The 13590-nt window shown below is 50.6% G+C and carries 17 protein-coding genes; 13 read left to right on the forward strand and 4 right to left on the reverse strand.

What is annotated here, in order from left to right:
* Window positions 1-2 precede the first annotated feature (2 nt).
* The 7 genes from relB to ACQG03_RS22975 all read left to right on the forward strand — a co-directional run bounded on the left by relB (window position 3) and on the right by ACQG03_RS22975 (window position 3511).
* A complete protein-coding gene (gene relB, locus ACQG03_RS22945; protein WP_000534858.1) occupies window positions 3-242 on the forward strand; it encodes a type II toxin-antitoxin system antitoxin RelB in 240 nt (79 codons plus the stop codon).
* A complete protein-coding gene (relE, locus tag ACQG03_RS22950) occupies window positions 242-529 on the forward strand; it encodes a type II toxin-antitoxin system mRNA interferase RelE (RefSeq protein WP_000323025.1) in 288 nt (95 codons plus the stop codon). The genes relB and relE overlap by 1 nt, the downstream gene beginning before the upstream one ends.
* A gap of 71 nt (window positions 530-600) precedes the next feature.
* The gene (locus ACQG03_RS22955) at window positions 601-759 is read left to right on the forward strand and encodes a type I toxin-antitoxin system Hok family toxin (protein WP_014063856.1); all 159 of its coding nucleotides are present in this window, start codon (window positions 601-603) and stop codon (window positions 757-759) included.
* An 853-nt stretch (window positions 760-1612) separates the two neighbouring features.
* Window positions 1613-1885, forward strand: coding sequence for a hypothetical protein (locus ACQG03_RS22960; RefSeq protein ID WP_032650601.1), 273 nt, complete (start codon window positions 1613-1615; stop codon window positions 1883-1885).
* Between the two features lie 45 nt (window positions 1886-1930).
* Window positions 1931-2290, forward strand: coding sequence for a hypothetical protein (locus ACQG03_RS22965; RefSeq protein WP_032650535.1), 360 nt, complete (start codon window positions 1931-1933; stop codon window positions 2288-2290).
* An 87-nt stretch (window positions 2291-2377) separates the two neighbouring features.
* A complete protein-coding gene (locus ACQG03_RS22970) occupies window positions 2378-2641 on the forward strand; it encodes a hypothetical protein (RefSeq protein WP_022650015.1) in 264 nt (87 codons plus the stop codon).
* Between the two features lie 39 nt (window positions 2642-2680).
* On the forward strand, window positions 2681-3511 hold the full coding sequence (locus ACQG03_RS22975; protein WP_032650540.1) for an N-6 DNA methylase: 831 nt from the start codon (window positions 2681-2683) through the stop codon (window positions 3509-3511).
* A gap of 18 nt (window positions 3512-3529) precedes the next feature.
* Here ACQG03_RS22975 and ACQG03_RS22980 read toward each other — a convergent pair whose 3' ends face one another.
* Window positions 3530-3826: an XRE family transcriptional regulator gene (locus ACQG03_RS22980; protein WP_426726168.1), complete on the reverse strand. Its 297-nt coding sequence runs from the start codon at window positions 3824-3826 to the stop codon at window positions 3530-3532.
* Between the two features lie 714 nt (window positions 3827-4540).
* Between ACQG03_RS22980 and ACQG03_RS22985 the strand changes: the two genes are divergently transcribed.
* Both ACQG03_RS22985 and ACQG03_RS22990 read left to right on the forward strand, forming a co-directional pair.
* Entirely contained in the window at window positions 4541-4783 is a 243-nt protein-coding gene (locus ACQG03_RS22985) for a hypothetical protein (protein WP_047642136.1), read from the forward strand.
* A gap of 83 nt (window positions 4784-4866) precedes the next feature.
* The gene (locus tag ACQG03_RS22990) at window positions 4867-5433 is read left to right on the forward strand and encodes a DUF5983 family protein (RefSeq protein WP_050489295.1); all 567 of its coding nucleotides are present in this window, start codon (window positions 4867-4869) and stop codon (window positions 5431-5433) included.
* 91 nt (window positions 5434-5524) lie between these two features.
* Here ACQG03_RS22990 and ACQG03_RS22995 read toward each other — a convergent pair whose 3' ends face one another.
* Window positions 5525-5833: a hypothetical protein gene (locus ACQG03_RS22995; protein ID WP_047625726.1), complete on the reverse strand. Its 309-nt coding sequence runs from the start codon at window positions 5831-5833 to the stop codon at window positions 5525-5527.
* A 230-nt stretch (window positions 5834-6063) separates the two neighbouring features.
* Here ACQG03_RS22995 and mobA point away from each other — a divergent pair, with 230 nt between their 5' ends.
* From mobA to ACQG03_RS23015, 4 genes are all read left to right on the forward strand, one after another.
* Window positions 6064-6399 carry a plasmid mobilization protein MobA gene (gene mobA, locus ACQG03_RS23000; protein ID WP_032650554.1) on the forward strand — a complete coding sequence of 112 codons (336 nt, stop codon included), beginning with the start codon at window positions 6064-6066 and terminating at the stop codon, window positions 6397-6399.
* A 21-nt stretch (window positions 6400-6420) separates the two neighbouring features.
* Window positions 6421-9120, forward strand: coding sequence for a relaxase/mobilization nuclease domain-containing protein (locus ACQG03_RS23005; protein ID WP_045617586.1), 2700 nt, complete (start codon window positions 6421-6423; stop codon window positions 9118-9120).
* A 428-nt stretch (window positions 9121-9548) separates the two neighbouring features.
* Window positions 9549-10040, forward strand: coding sequence for a type III toxin-antitoxin system ToxN/AbiQ family toxin (locus tag ACQG03_RS23010; RefSeq protein ID WP_032650368.1), 492 nt, complete (start codon window positions 9549-9551; stop codon window positions 10038-10040).
* Window positions 10041-10104: 64 nt separating this feature from the next.
* Window positions 10105-10854 carry a hypothetical protein gene (locus ACQG03_RS23015; protein WP_032650370.1) on the forward strand — a complete coding sequence of 250 codons (750 nt, stop codon included), beginning with the start codon at window positions 10105-10107 and terminating at the stop codon, window positions 10852-10854.
* Between the two features lie 90 nt (window positions 10855-10944).
* Here ACQG03_RS23015 and ACQG03_RS23020 read toward each other — a convergent pair whose 3' ends face one another.
* Window positions 10945-11214: a hypothetical protein gene (locus ACQG03_RS23020; protein ID WP_032650372.1), complete on the reverse strand. Its 270-nt coding sequence runs from the start codon at window positions 11212-11214 to the stop codon at window positions 10945-10947.
* A gap of 73 nt (window positions 11215-11287) precedes the next feature.
* Complete coding sequence (gene trbC, locus ACQG03_RS23025) at window positions 11288-13588, reverse strand: F-type conjugative transfer protein TrbC (protein WP_063613185.1); 2301 nt, start codon at window positions 13586-13588, stop codon at window positions 11288-11290.
* Window positions 13589-13590: the final 2 nt, after the last annotated feature.

A 13590-nucleotide genomic window follows, 5' to 3' on the forward strand; every position in this document is an offset into this window, starting at 1 on the left:
ACATGGGTAGCATTAACCTACGTATTGACGATGAACTTAAAGCGCGTTCTTACGCCGCGCTTGAAAAAATGGGCGTAACTCCTTCTGAAGCGCTTCGTCTCATGCTCGAGTATATCGCTGACAATGAACGCTTGCCGTTCAAACAGACACTCCTGAGTGATGAAGATGCTGAACTTGTGGAGATAGTGAAAGAACGACTTCGTAATCCTAAGCCAGTACGTGTGACGCTGGATGAACTCTGATGGCGTATTTTCTGGATTTTGACGAGCGGGCACTAAAGGAATGGCGAAAGCTGGGCTCGACGGTACGTGAACAGTTGAAAAAGAAGCTGGTTGAAGTACTTGAGTCACCCCGGATTGAAGCAAACAAGCTCCGTGGTATGCCTGATTGTTACAAGATTAAGCTCCGGTCTTCAGGCTATCGCCTTGTATACCAGGTTATAGACGAGAAAGTTGTCGTTTTCGTGATTTCTGTTGGGAAAAGAGAACGCTCGGAAGTATATAGCGAGGCGGTCAAACGCATTCTCTGAACCAAAGCATGACATCTCTGTTTCGCACCGATGGTGACACTTCTGCTTTGCGTTGACAGGAGAAGTAAGCTATGAAACTGCCACGAAGTACCCTGCTCTGGTGTGTGTTGATAGTGTGTCTCACACTGCTGATATTCACTTACCTGACACGGAAATCGCTTTGCGAAATCCGGTACAGGGACACGAACAGGGAGGTGGCGGCTTTTATGGCCTACGAATCCGGTAAGTAAGCTACCTGGAGGCGGGGGAAACCCCGCCTTTTCAGGGCTGAGTTGCTCTGACATGCCTGAAGCGCCTTTATGAAGGGGTTGCCGGTTCGCCGGTAGCCCCTTTTTCCATCCCGACGCGACCGCACGCCTGAACTTCCGGGACGGACCGTACCCCTGCGGGGTTCGAGGGAAGCGGGGCGCGCCTCCGGCGCAGCCCCTCTGCTCCCTCCGGTTTGTCCTGTTCATATACGCAATTGTGATTAGTCTGCTGAAGCTGTGCTTCAGGCAGGGCTTCTTCGTATGCCTCTCCGTGACCGTTTTGAACGGTTTCCTGCTGGTTAATTCTCCTGACAGCAGTTCCGTGATGGACTGAACCAGAAAGACGGGCAGGGCAATGGCCACCTTCGGCTCCTGGCCCGCGTGGCGGTCCAGTCGTCGAGCCCCACTCCGCCAGGCAGCTGCTTACGCACCTGCCAGTCTCCGCCGAACCCGCAAGCGGTTTCGGGCTATCGCTAGGGTCTGATGGCAAAGGTCAACAACTGCGGCTTCTCCGGCCGTACCGTCCGGAACGCCTTCACCGCGCCAGCAAAGCCGTCGCTCTAATGGCGACACGCCGTTCCGACGTGTCGGGTGTGTGCAATCCTGTTCACCCGCGTGAGTCCATCCCCCGTGTGTCCTCACGCGGAGGGCTGGTCGTAGCACCGTCAGGTCGTCATCCAAAGGGTTAAGTGAACGCCGCCAAAACTTTTTGCAAGGGACTGCAAAAACTTTTGTCTGCGCCCTTTTCCTGCCGCCCCGCCGTCGCTCCTTTGCCCTTTGCCGCGAGAGAACTCACCTGGGAGATGGGCAACCATCACCACAGGAGAAAACCAGGATGCACACACGAAACGTCAACGTCAAAACCGCCGCTCAAGAATCTTCCAGGAAGATGGAGGAAGAACAAAACCTTGTTTCTGTCGCGAAGGAGTGGGTGGCTCAGGCCACTGCGCTGAAAGCGGGCGTCACTGTCACCGTGTCCGATGTGTCCCGATATGGCGACGTGCAGGTGGAGATCCGCACCAACGGAACGCTTAACTGGCGCGCCTGGTCGTTTCAACCGGATTTTCTTTTTGAACTGAAACGCAACCTGCAATACGTACAGCTGTAACCCCACGCCGGATATCCGGCTTGTACTGATAAAAGGAGATAAACCATGCATTTACACACGACTGATTCTTTCGATTCTCTTGATTCCAGCGCCAGCGCCGAATCGGAAATGGCCTACTGGCTGAGCCGTGAAAAGTCCGCACTGATCGCCCCCGTGGAAATCGATGTGAACAAATTCCACGATGCGGCAGGAATGCACCCGCCGATGATCAACTGGCGTTGTGATACCGCGCAGGACACTGAAACCTTCATGCTGGCAGAGATGATCTGTATGAACGTGACGGACATTTTTGTCCGTATTGGAAAGCGTTATTTCCGCGTACGTGATTACAGCAACCTGAATCACGCCGATATCGTGGCGAAGGTGAAAGCAGCATTCAGCCCTGAGAGCCAGAGCCAGAAATGAAAAAAGCAGGCTTACGCCTGCTCCATCCACGCCGGATTTGAGCGATTCCAACGAAAAAATCCGGCTTTCACTAAAAGGAACAAACCCATGCAATTCAGTGAAGTTTCGATTGTTACACCAACCGCCCTCTATGTCCAGATGCAGGAGGCTCAAAACGCGCCCGTGAAAAAGCAGGTGCGTATCAAACGCGGTGAAATCGCCTGCAATGCCCTCAGTCCGGAAATGCGGGCACTGGGCCGTCATATTGCGCACTGCCGGAAAAAGGGGCGATCCGTACGTATTCCCGCCATGCGCGGGAGCGAGTGGGGTCATGTGCTGCGCACGCTTGAACTGAGCCGCGCCTGTAACTGACAACAACGCCGCCCCTGACGGGGCGGCAGGAGAAAAACCATGACCCAGATTAGTTTTGCCGATTTCTTCAATGAGACAAAAAAGCGCGGAGCCGCCCGCCCTGTCGTGCAGGCGGCTCCGGCTGTCCAGTCCGAGCCAGCCCTCCCGCGCCTTATCAGCATCGACACCGCGCGTAAGCAGTTTATCAGTCTGTTTAACCAGACTGCCCGCCACCTTCACCGCTGGGATGTATTCAGCGATTTTGTCAGACTTGCCGCGAGCGAACTGGATATTGCGCGGGTGAGAACGCCAGAGAACGCGGAAAACTGCCGGAAGATCTGCGCGCGATACGACGCTGACGATATCCGCAATTTTCATGAGTTGTTCCGCCTGATGGTGTGTGCGCTGGAGGCTAAATTCCATGACTTCATCGGCTCAATTTTTATGGAGCTTGAGCTGGGATCGGGAGGTATGGGGCAATATTTTACCCCCTATTCTGTCCAGTCAATGATGGCCAGAATGCTGGTTTCCGGCATTAAAGAGACGGTCACGCGGGAGGGTATCGCGACGATAAGCGATCCGGCCTGCGGTTCGGCAGGAATGATTATTGCCTATGCTGAATGTCTGCTTGAGGCTGATATCAATCCGTCCGCGCACCTGTTCGCCAGTTGCATCGATATTGATCCGGTTGCTGCCGATATGGCATTTATCCAGTTGTCTCTTTTGGGGATTGCGGCGGAGGTGGTGACAGGGAACACGCTCACGATGCAGTTCAATCGTGTACGTTATACGCCTGTTTACTATCTCAACGACTTTGAAGCGAAGCTGAACACTCAGCGCAGACTTAAAGCCATGATGGACTTTATGCGCGATATATCGAAAGCCGCCTGATAAGGACAGGGGAGGTGCTCAGCGCCTCCCGATGAGTCCAGCTGCGCCGGTTAGTGTCTGGATCATGGTAATTATCTTTTCTTTGGTGGTTTTCCGGTGTCCGAAGGAAGGAACAGCAGCAGCGATAGAAAGTGTTACGGTTGCCAGCTCTACAACCCGCGATACCTTTTCCGACTTCTCGTAAACTTTCCATGTTCGCAGGCTGACTCCAAGCTCTTCGGCAGCCCTGTCACTGCTCCAGTTCATACCTTTTCGCCATAAACGAAGTTCGTAACCCGTCATTTTCTGATACCTAAATAAGTGCAGATTCTGCACTTATTTTAGTGTTTTTTTTGTGGAAAAGTACATATGAAAAAAGTGCAGATCCTGCACTTTTATGGATTTTTTTTGTGGATTAATTTGATGCTAAATGACGACGAAAAGCATGTTGTCAGGACTGACATCTGGGTACCTTCGGCTCCCCGTCGCTGCCGGGTCGTCGCCTGCACTTCGCGTGGTGGCCGTACGCCCACCGCGCTACGCGGAGCCGCACGCGTCTCCGTCCTGACGGATAGCAAGCGATACCTGAACCTATCCCGCTTGCAGCTGCCGTTCCGGCAGCGCCGCTCCCACTGACCGCCACGGCGGCCGCAAGGTAACGCCGGATTAACCGGCGCCTTCTGCCGTCCTGTCCGTTTCTGCCGTGAAAGCCTTTCATTACTTATGCACTCTGACAGAGCGCCTCTGTTCAGCAAGGGACGCTGACGCTTTCCGTCCAGATTTTTTCTCGCAGGCTCCAAATAATCTGTCCTTCACCCCTGCTTTCCATCGTCACCCTGTCAGGGCATTAGCGTAATGAAGGCATTTCCCTCATTGCAAGAAAACGGAAAAGGACGACGGCAGAAAAGGCCGGATGGCCTGCAAGATTTGCGTCGTAAGACGCGCAGGATATTGCCGGAAGACTGGCAATAAAAAAGCAGGGCGGGTGCCCTGCCTGTTTACACGGGCTGCTGTAACAGCTCGTTATCACAATGACTCTGAGGAGGCACTATGAAAGACCAGTTCATCGTCGCATGTCGCGAATACTTTGTAAAGGAGAGGGTAAAAACACGTCATCCACGGAAAATCCGTGAAACGTTGAAACCAGACGCTATCGCGCCACATCTGAAACAACTGGGGACATCACTTGTCCGTTGTGGGCGTATTCATAAACCGATCCATACTCCAGCACTTAACGGGGCTGAATGGGATCACGTCCTGAGTACACTTGAGCTTTCCCGCGCGTACACCTGATAACCACCGCCCTGCAACGGGGCGAATTTTCATAAAAAAAAGTGCCGGAGTATTATCCGGCACATTTTTGAAAGGAATTGAACATGCCTCACTACATATCCCGTGCGCCTCATGGCGTCGCCTGTATCCGTCTTGATAACGGTGATGAAGCTCTCTTTGTGAATGGAGAACTGATTTCCTCATGTACAGCCAGTGAACTTTATCCGCGTATTATTGCCTCAGGGTTGAACCTGTCGACGGCACTTAGCTTGCCATTTAAACAGCTTACTGCTCAGGTTCCTGATAACCCTAAATGGACATGGGAGGATGTTACTGCATCGCTAGGATGGGGACAGCGTACTGAACTTAATCACAAAATTTTGCGTTCTGTTCTGGAATGTAGTCTGAGCCATATTACGCGGAGGGATAGCGAGATTCTGAGCGAACTATGTCACGCCGAGTATGAAAGCGAATGGATCCATGAATCCGATCTGGGTTACATCATTCGTGTTGATGCCGTCAGTTATCCGCTTCTAGTTCTGAAACGTCATGGTATTTCAAAAGCGGCGAGAATAGTGATTTACACTGCCATGATAAAGGCTGACATCAGCATGGTTCATTTTACTTCATGGGGAGAAATGCTGGCAGACGTTCCGACGTTTGAATGGTAATTTCTACATCATTTTCCTTCTTACCAGGTTGAAAAAATAATTCATCCTGGTAAGAAAAATATCAGTACATCACATCTTCAGGATGCAGGAATTATTTCGTTGGTGATGACGAACTTCCTGCCGTCGACCTGCGATTTTTACGGGCTGGTTTGTTTTTATCAGCATCACGAACGATTTCACGAAGTGCTCTCTCACTGATTTCATACCCCGTGGTTTTTAGTGTCTCTTTAATGTCTGAGACCGTGTAACCTTTGGTCTTGACCAGTGCTAACAGGTCATCACGGATTGCATCCAAAAATTCCTTTTGTGATTTGCGCTGAGGTGTCAGATCCGGTAAACCAGCCAGAGCAACCTTTGCCAGCTCGATATCTTCATCTGAATAAAACGCCTTCTTACTCATCTTCTTACCCCTTTCAGAATATTGTCATCCAAATCATAACATTGACCACTAAAAAGTGGCAGTGCTCCGCACTGCCTATGCCGTCAAATCGCCACTAGGCGAAACAGCCAGCGAAGCGTATAATGTCTTAAAAGACGGGACAGGATGTGCATTTGTAATACCGCGCACGCACGATATTACAAATGCCACCTGGTCAGGGCTCCGCCCCGACACCCGAGTAAGGAGCACACATGAGCGACAAAGCATCCCGAAGGGGAAGTGATAAACGGCAGAAAACCGTAATCAAGACCCTGAGATTCACGCCGGATGAAATCGAAGAGATTGAACAGAAAGCGAAAGCAGTGGGGCAAAGCGTATCGGCTTATATCCGTAACGCAGCGATGAACAGAAAGATGATTTCGCTCATCGACGACAGCTTTATGACCGAGCTTTTAAGGCTGGGGAGACTGCAAAAGCATCTCTTTGTTGAAGGGAAACGAGTGGGGGATAAAGAGTACTCCACGGTCCTTGTCGCAATAACAGAACTGTCGACCACGCTCAGAAACAAACTCATGAGTAACGATTAGCACGGAGAGAAGAACAACATCATGATCCCGGTTATTCCACCGAAACGACAAGACGGCAAGTCCTCCTTTGGGGACCTGGTGTCGTACGTTTCTGTTCGTGATGAACCGCGCGATGATGATTTAATGGAAGCCGTGAAAGCTTCCGGAACAAAGCCAGAAATGCCGCACAGCAGTCGCTTTTCCCGTCTGGTTGACTACGCTACTAAACTGCGCGATGAGTCGTTTATCTCGCTGGTTGACGTGATGCCTGACGGCGGGGAATGGGTGAATTTTTACGGTGTGACCTGTTTCCACAATTGCACATCAATTGAAAGTGCAGCTGAAGAAATGGAGTTCTCCGCACGTAAAGCGAAGTTTGCCCACAACAAAAGCGACCCTGTATTCCACTATATTCTGAGCTGGCAATCGCACGAAAGCCCGCGTCCTGAACAGATTTACGATTCGGTCAGCCATACACTTTCCCGTCTCGGTTTAGCGGGCCATCAGTTCGTTGCTGCCGTTCACACTGACACGGATAACCTCCACGTTCACATCGCTGTAAATCGCGTACATCCGGAGACTGGTTATCTTAACCGTCTTGCTTACAGCCAGGAAAAACTGAGTAAGGCCTGTCGTGAACTGGAGCTCAAACATGGGTTTTCACCTGACAATGGTTGCTATGTGATTGCCCCTGATAATCGTATTGTTCGTCGTACTTCTGTTGAACGCGATCGTCAAAGTGCCTGGAAACGTGGCCGTAATCAGAGCCTGAGAGAATATATCGCTGACACGGCAATAGCTGGTTTACGGGAGTCACCGGTGACCGACTGGCCTTCTCTCCATCAGCGATTTGCGAAAGAAGGTCTGTTCCTGACAAAGGAGAGCGGCGAGCTAAAAGTGAAGGACGGCTGGGAACGTGAACGTCCTGGCGTTACGCTTTCTGCGTTTGGACACGCCTTTGATACCGATAAACTTATTCGTAAACTGGGTGAGTTTATTCCTCCTGCACAGGACATTTTCTCGCAAGTTCCGGCTGTCGGCCGCTATGAACCAGACAAGATTATTATGCCGTCTCGCCCTGAACGGATGACAGAGAAAGAATCCTTATCGGACTATGCGATCGCACGTTTACGGGCGCCGCTGATTGCACTTGATCAGGATCCAACGCAGCGAACCATACAGTCAGTGCATACGCTTCTGGCACAGTCTGGACTGTATCTGAAAGAACAGCATGACCGTCTGGTAATCTGTGACGGGTATGACTCAACGCGTACACCTGTCAGGGCGGAACGTGTGTGGCCTGCGCTAACGAAGGCTATTCTGGACTCGTATAAAGGAGGCTGGCAGCCGGTACCGAAAGACATTTTCCAGCAGGTTCCCCCTGCGGAACAGTTCACCGGCGGCGGTCTGGAAGCCACCCCAGTTTCCGATCGGGAATGGCGAAAACTGCGAACAGGTTCGGGCCCACAGGGGGCGCTGAAACGTGAGATTTTCTCTGATAAGGAAAGCCTCTGGGGCTATGCGGTTTCACACTGCCGTCAGGATATTGAGACGCTTATCAGTAGTGGTGAATTTACCTGGGCACGCTGTCATGAGCTACTGGCGCGTCAGGGGCTGTTGCTGATGCGCGAGCAGCAGGGCCTGGTTGTGATGGATGCTTACAATCACGAACAGACCCCTGTAAAGGCCAGCCACGTTCATCCTGATCTGACGCTTGCGCGTGCGGAACCTCATGCTGGTTCGTTTGTTTCGGTGTCGGCAGACATCTTTGAACGTGTTAAGCCGGTCAGCCGTTACAATCCGGAACTGGCCGTGAGCGACCGCGATATTCCGGGTATGAAACGTGATCCTGAATTGCGTCGCCAGCGTCGCGAAGCGCGCGCAGCTGCGCGAGAAGATCTGAAAGCCCGTTATGCAGCCTGGCGGGCTAACTGGCAGCGCCCTGATTTGCATGGCCGTGAACGTTACCAGGCGATTCATGACGAATGCAGGATGCGTAAAGCGCGCATCCGCATCGAACATCGTGACCCTCTGGTGAGGAAGCTGCATTATCATATTGCAGAGCTTCAGCGCATGCAGGCACTGATTGCGCTGAAAGAAACCATGAAGGCTGAACGAGCTGAGCTTATCGGGCAGGGGAAATGGTATCCGCCGTCTTACCGGCAGTGGGTTGAAGCTGAAGCGGTGAAAGGTGACAAGGCTGCGATATCGCAGCTGAGAGGATGGGATTACCGGGATCGTCGTGGTAATGCGGTGAAATCCACAACAGACAACCGATGTGTCGTTATCTGTGAGCCAGGCGGAACGCCGATGTATTCTGGTGTTCCTGGCCTGCGGGCTTCACTGAAGAAGAACGGTCGCGTCCAGTTCCGCGATCCGGATACAGGCCGCCATATTTGTACCGACTATGGTGACAGGGTTATTTTCCGGAACAGTGGCGATTACGATGCGCTTAAGCGGGATATGGTCAAAGTCGCGCCAGTTCTCTTCAGCCGTTCTCCGAGCGTCGCGATGGCGCCAGAAGGGAATAATGAACAGTTCAATACAGCTTTTGCCAAAATGGTGGCATGGCACAATGTGAACCATGGCGATGATGGTGAATACCATATCGCGCGGCCGGATGTAGACCAGCTGCGTGTTGAGCATGAGCAACAATTCACAAATGTGTTGAATCAAAGCAGTTATGCTCCGGATGCCAAAGCTTCACATCAGAATACCTGGGAACCTCCGACACCAAGATAGTCAGTGTCAGCATCCAGTATTAAAGCTTTTTTTAACGGGTGATTTCGTTATTAAAGGAGGTTTTAATAACTATCAAGCACTCTCGTAGAAACCTCGTTGTATATTCTATTCCCACAGGAAGAGGCCTTCCGTGAAGTCCTGGTCAGAATCTGTCGGTATGAACGGTAAGGGTTGACTTTTTTACACAAAGTCATATGATCATATCGAGGAACGGCAATAGCCCATTCTGAAGGTGATACGCTACCACTAAGTGCGAACTCGAAAATCAGGTGATACGCTACCACTAAGTGCGAACTCGAAAATCAGGTGATACGCTACCATTAAGTGCGAACTTGAAAATCAGGTGATACGCTACCATTAAGTGCGAACTCGAAAAAAACGGAAAAGTGGCTTTTTAGCCACTTTTTTTTTGCCTGAAGGATTTTGGGATGCAATTCTACACAGTCAGCGATTCATACATTGCACATCTAAAAGGTGTCGAAGCCCGCGTGCCTGATAACTATGGTGGTAGCAGGGCATTTGTCGGTATTGTTCTTGAGATCAATGGCCTTAAATATCTAGCCCCATTGACTTCTCACAAACCCAAACAGGATCGGATTCCTTCTTCTGCACCAAGTGCTTTCAAGCTGCACGAACGTACCGACCCGACCAACAAGCTTGGAATGATATGCCTCAACAACATGCTGCCTGTTACTGATGACGTTATCGAGCTACTGGATATTTCTGCTCAGCCTGCGCGCTATCAAAGGATGCTATATAAGCAATACGAGTACATTAAAGTGAATATCACAGAAATAGAATCCCGCGCGCAGAATTTGTACAAAATTGTGACAGTTGATCAGAATAAGTTCTTTACAAGTATTTGTTGCGATTTCAAGGTCCTTGAAGAGGCTTGTAATAGTTTTAATCGTCCCACTTGATTTTTTTCTTTGATCACGACGAACGTACGAAACCTCTGGATTTGTGTTTTCCAGGAGATAACTTTTGAAATCGGTTGAGAATTTTTTTTGGAAGATTTTTCGCGTTTTTTTCCCAGAACAACGTAAATGGGCCTCCAGGGTGCTGATAACCGCAGGGATATCGATGTTGTCGGGGCCACTCTGGGTTCCCTATGTGAACGCATTTTTGTCCAGATACGTACGCATTGATATACCAGATGCGAGCACGACTGGATGGGTATGTCTGGTGCTGGGGCTGCTCTGTTTGATAGCGAACGAAGCACTGGACCGCTGGCCATTTAAACAGAAGATGACTGCAGAGGACAAGGAAGACAAGAACACACTTTATGAGTTATTCAGCCAGATGCATTTGCCTACTTATGACTGGTTTTTCCATCATGGGAAATCATCAATGGTTTATATTCCGGCCCTGCATTACCACCATGGCGTTGAGGGGTATATTCAGGCAACCCAGTTCCACCTTCATGATCAGAAAATCAGAGAATCTGTCGAGTTGTTTTACCAATCATGCTCGCGTGCATTTTCTTATGGATTTTACTTTGCTGAAACCAGTAACCCCAATTTGCAGAAGTTCAGCAATCAGCACAATGTTCATACTGATCCGAACGCAAAGGCTGCTCACGATGATTTCCTGAATGCGGTATATGAAGCAGAAGGGCATCTGAAAGACCTGTACAAAGCGGTTAAAACTAAATATCCGGACTTTGATATGGAGGCAACGAGTAAGGCCGCCAGGGATGAGCAGCGGGCTCTATCCGAAACAACTGGGTTTTGAGTCTGCATATTGCCCAAGTTAATAGTATTACCAGTTTTCCTGCAACCTCCGTTGCATAACTGAAAAAAAAGGCCGCTTTCGCGGCCTTTTTTAGTTTAATGCAAATTGTCGGACTTCTTCCCATTCAGCATGGTCATTCTTTAAAACACATTTGTATTCTGAATGACCATGTTTTATCTGCAGCCCGACGGTATATAGCTTTTCGCCATCGGAGCAAGCATACACCTTCTGCTGGTTCGCGAGGAGGATGTTACGGATTTCAGTCAACTGAGTCACAGCATCGGTGTCGATAACAGGCTGTGGCGCTGCAGCGGCAACGCATGAAAAACCAAAGAGGGCGGCAAATAGTAGCTTCTTCATTTCATTTCCTTCTGTTCTATATCATTTTGTTTATCGGCAGCGGTTCCTGAAACAAGACAATTTTTTTGAACTATCACTCTGGCCACTCCATATCCGGATGTGGTGAATCAGGCAGTTTCGGGGAGATAAATGGCTCGTTTCGATATCTGGAAGGCGGAATATAAGCCGGCTGCGGGAGAGTCAGCGTTCTCAGTATCGCATCTGGTGCGAGCTGAATTTCTTCAGCGCTTACTTGCGTCGGTTCCGATTCCGGCTTATTAAGCGTGATGTACCGTATTGTACGTTCCGCCATAGTGGTTGTTCTGATTACCTCCAGCGCTTCTTCCCAGAGGTTTTCTTCCCGTCCATGGTGGTCCGTATCATATTCAGTCATCAGATTATGCGCTTCCTGGCGATTGGCCAGACGCTGCTGAAAGGTATCGATTATCTTCCAGGGTTCAGCTTTTGCCGCTTTACCCCGACGCGAGGGCTTTTCTGTCAGAACACCAATGATTTTGCTGACGTTCTCCGGAGCCGGAAGACGGCGCTGCGCTGTTCGTGGAACAAGTTTACGTAGTTGCTTAAGGTTCGGTGGGTTAATCGTGATGTATCGGTTGATAATGACGGGTGCATTGCACGTTTTGTCCTGCGGCTCGATGTAGAAGGATGCTCCCGGAACCGGATCGCCCTGAAACACCGTGTAGTTCTCACCTGGCTGCAATTTAATCAGATCCTGCACATTGATTTTGTTCTCCATCTGAATATTGATGTGGTCGCCATCGATCCAGGAGGTACCAATGATACCGTCACGCCGTTGCAGGCTGACCATGTTCGCCCGGGCTTCCTGTCCTGCGGCATTAGTGATTGTCTTTGCCGTTTTATCATCACTTACGATTTTACCCGCAACCTTAGTGCCGGCGTTTTGCATCAGGGTGGCAACGTTTGTGGCTGAAGTCTGGCTTTCAATGCGCTCCTGGTCCTGGCTCATCATGACGATAGAAAAGTCTAGGGAACGTACCTGTGTGGCCTGAACGGCAATACGCTCGGTATAATAGGCTCCCACCTCGTCGAGATAGTTCATGTAGGGGAAGGGGCCTTTGTATTTGGTGATTTCGAGAGCTTCGGAATCTAGCCCTTCCAGACGATGTCCCAGGTCCCGGGCCAGTATCATGCTCTGCTGGGTAACAAACATTCTCCCCAGTGCAGAGGTTGTGTGCTGAGAGGTGTTCATTGCCGGGATAAGCACCAGGAGTATCCGGTCGCTGTGAATGCTGTCGCGAATATCAATGTCACCGGCATCCTCAGCGAAGATATTACCGAACGTTTCCGTAAATGTGTTGAAGGTTTCCAGAAACTGCCCAGTCAGGTAGCTGTGCTGCTTGCGCGGCTCTTCTGTCCAGGCTGAAGGCTGACGAACGGTGGCCATATCGAAACCCGGTACGTCTACCAGATAATTATAGAGTGGAGAGACAGCTTCCTCTGGCCATTGATCGTCTATGGCACGGCAGTAAAGCTCTGCCAGTTTCTCCAGTGGCATAAACTCGCGCAGCAGCTGCAACGACATGGTTTTGTTTTCACGGACGCAATAGAACTTTGTGCCAAAAACCAGCGCCTTGTTCATTGCAATTGCTCTGGACTGCCATTCTCCCCCCTGTACGTTGGTCGGCAGCATTGATTGCATCGTCTCAGCAACAAAGGCCTCAGTGCTATAGCAGAAGGGGTTCCACTGGTGAGACTGTGGCCGACTTTTATCACCGTTGTGGATCATCTCACTGCGGGACATGCCGCTATTCATGAAGTTGATGTACTCCACATCATCCTCACGCCCAAAGCGGCGGGCCAGGTAGTAGCAGGTGCGCGCCGTGTCGTTCTGCGCCTTACCGTCAACAAAGGTGAAGCCCCGACCCCAGCAAAATGAATTGAGCATCCACGCATAGATGGTTTCGGTTTTCCCTCCACCGGTCGAGGCAAAGAACATCACATGACGGGTCAGGTCATCAATGGTGAGCCAGAGTTCGCGACCGATATCATTCATTCGCCTGTAGCCGAGATAGAATATTCCCTTACCTTTACTTTCCTGCGTTGTTTCATACTGAAACAGTGAGGGGAACCTTCTGAACAGGCTGCGCCGTACCTTCCGGTCTTCAGAGGGGTCTACTTTATTCAGGTGGACAGGCATTCGCATGGGCATACGCCAGCGGTGTGTTCCAAAGCTGATGCTGGCCACGATGGCCAGCAAAAGCAAAAGCGGTATGGCGAGTGGCCAGATAAACCCCGCCACCACACTTCCTGCCATAATGCCGGCATACAGTAGGTGGTCGCGTAAAAGCTCAAGAACAGGGGAGTTCCAGGCATTGCGCTTCATGAGCGCCTGGTTTACGGGCGTATAATTCATGG

Source organism: Enterobacter cloacae complex sp. 342H5, assembly GCF_050030905.1.
Classification (GTDB): Bacteria; Pseudomonadota; Gammaproteobacteria; order Enterobacterales; family Enterobacteriaceae; genus Enterobacter; species Enterobacter intestinihominis.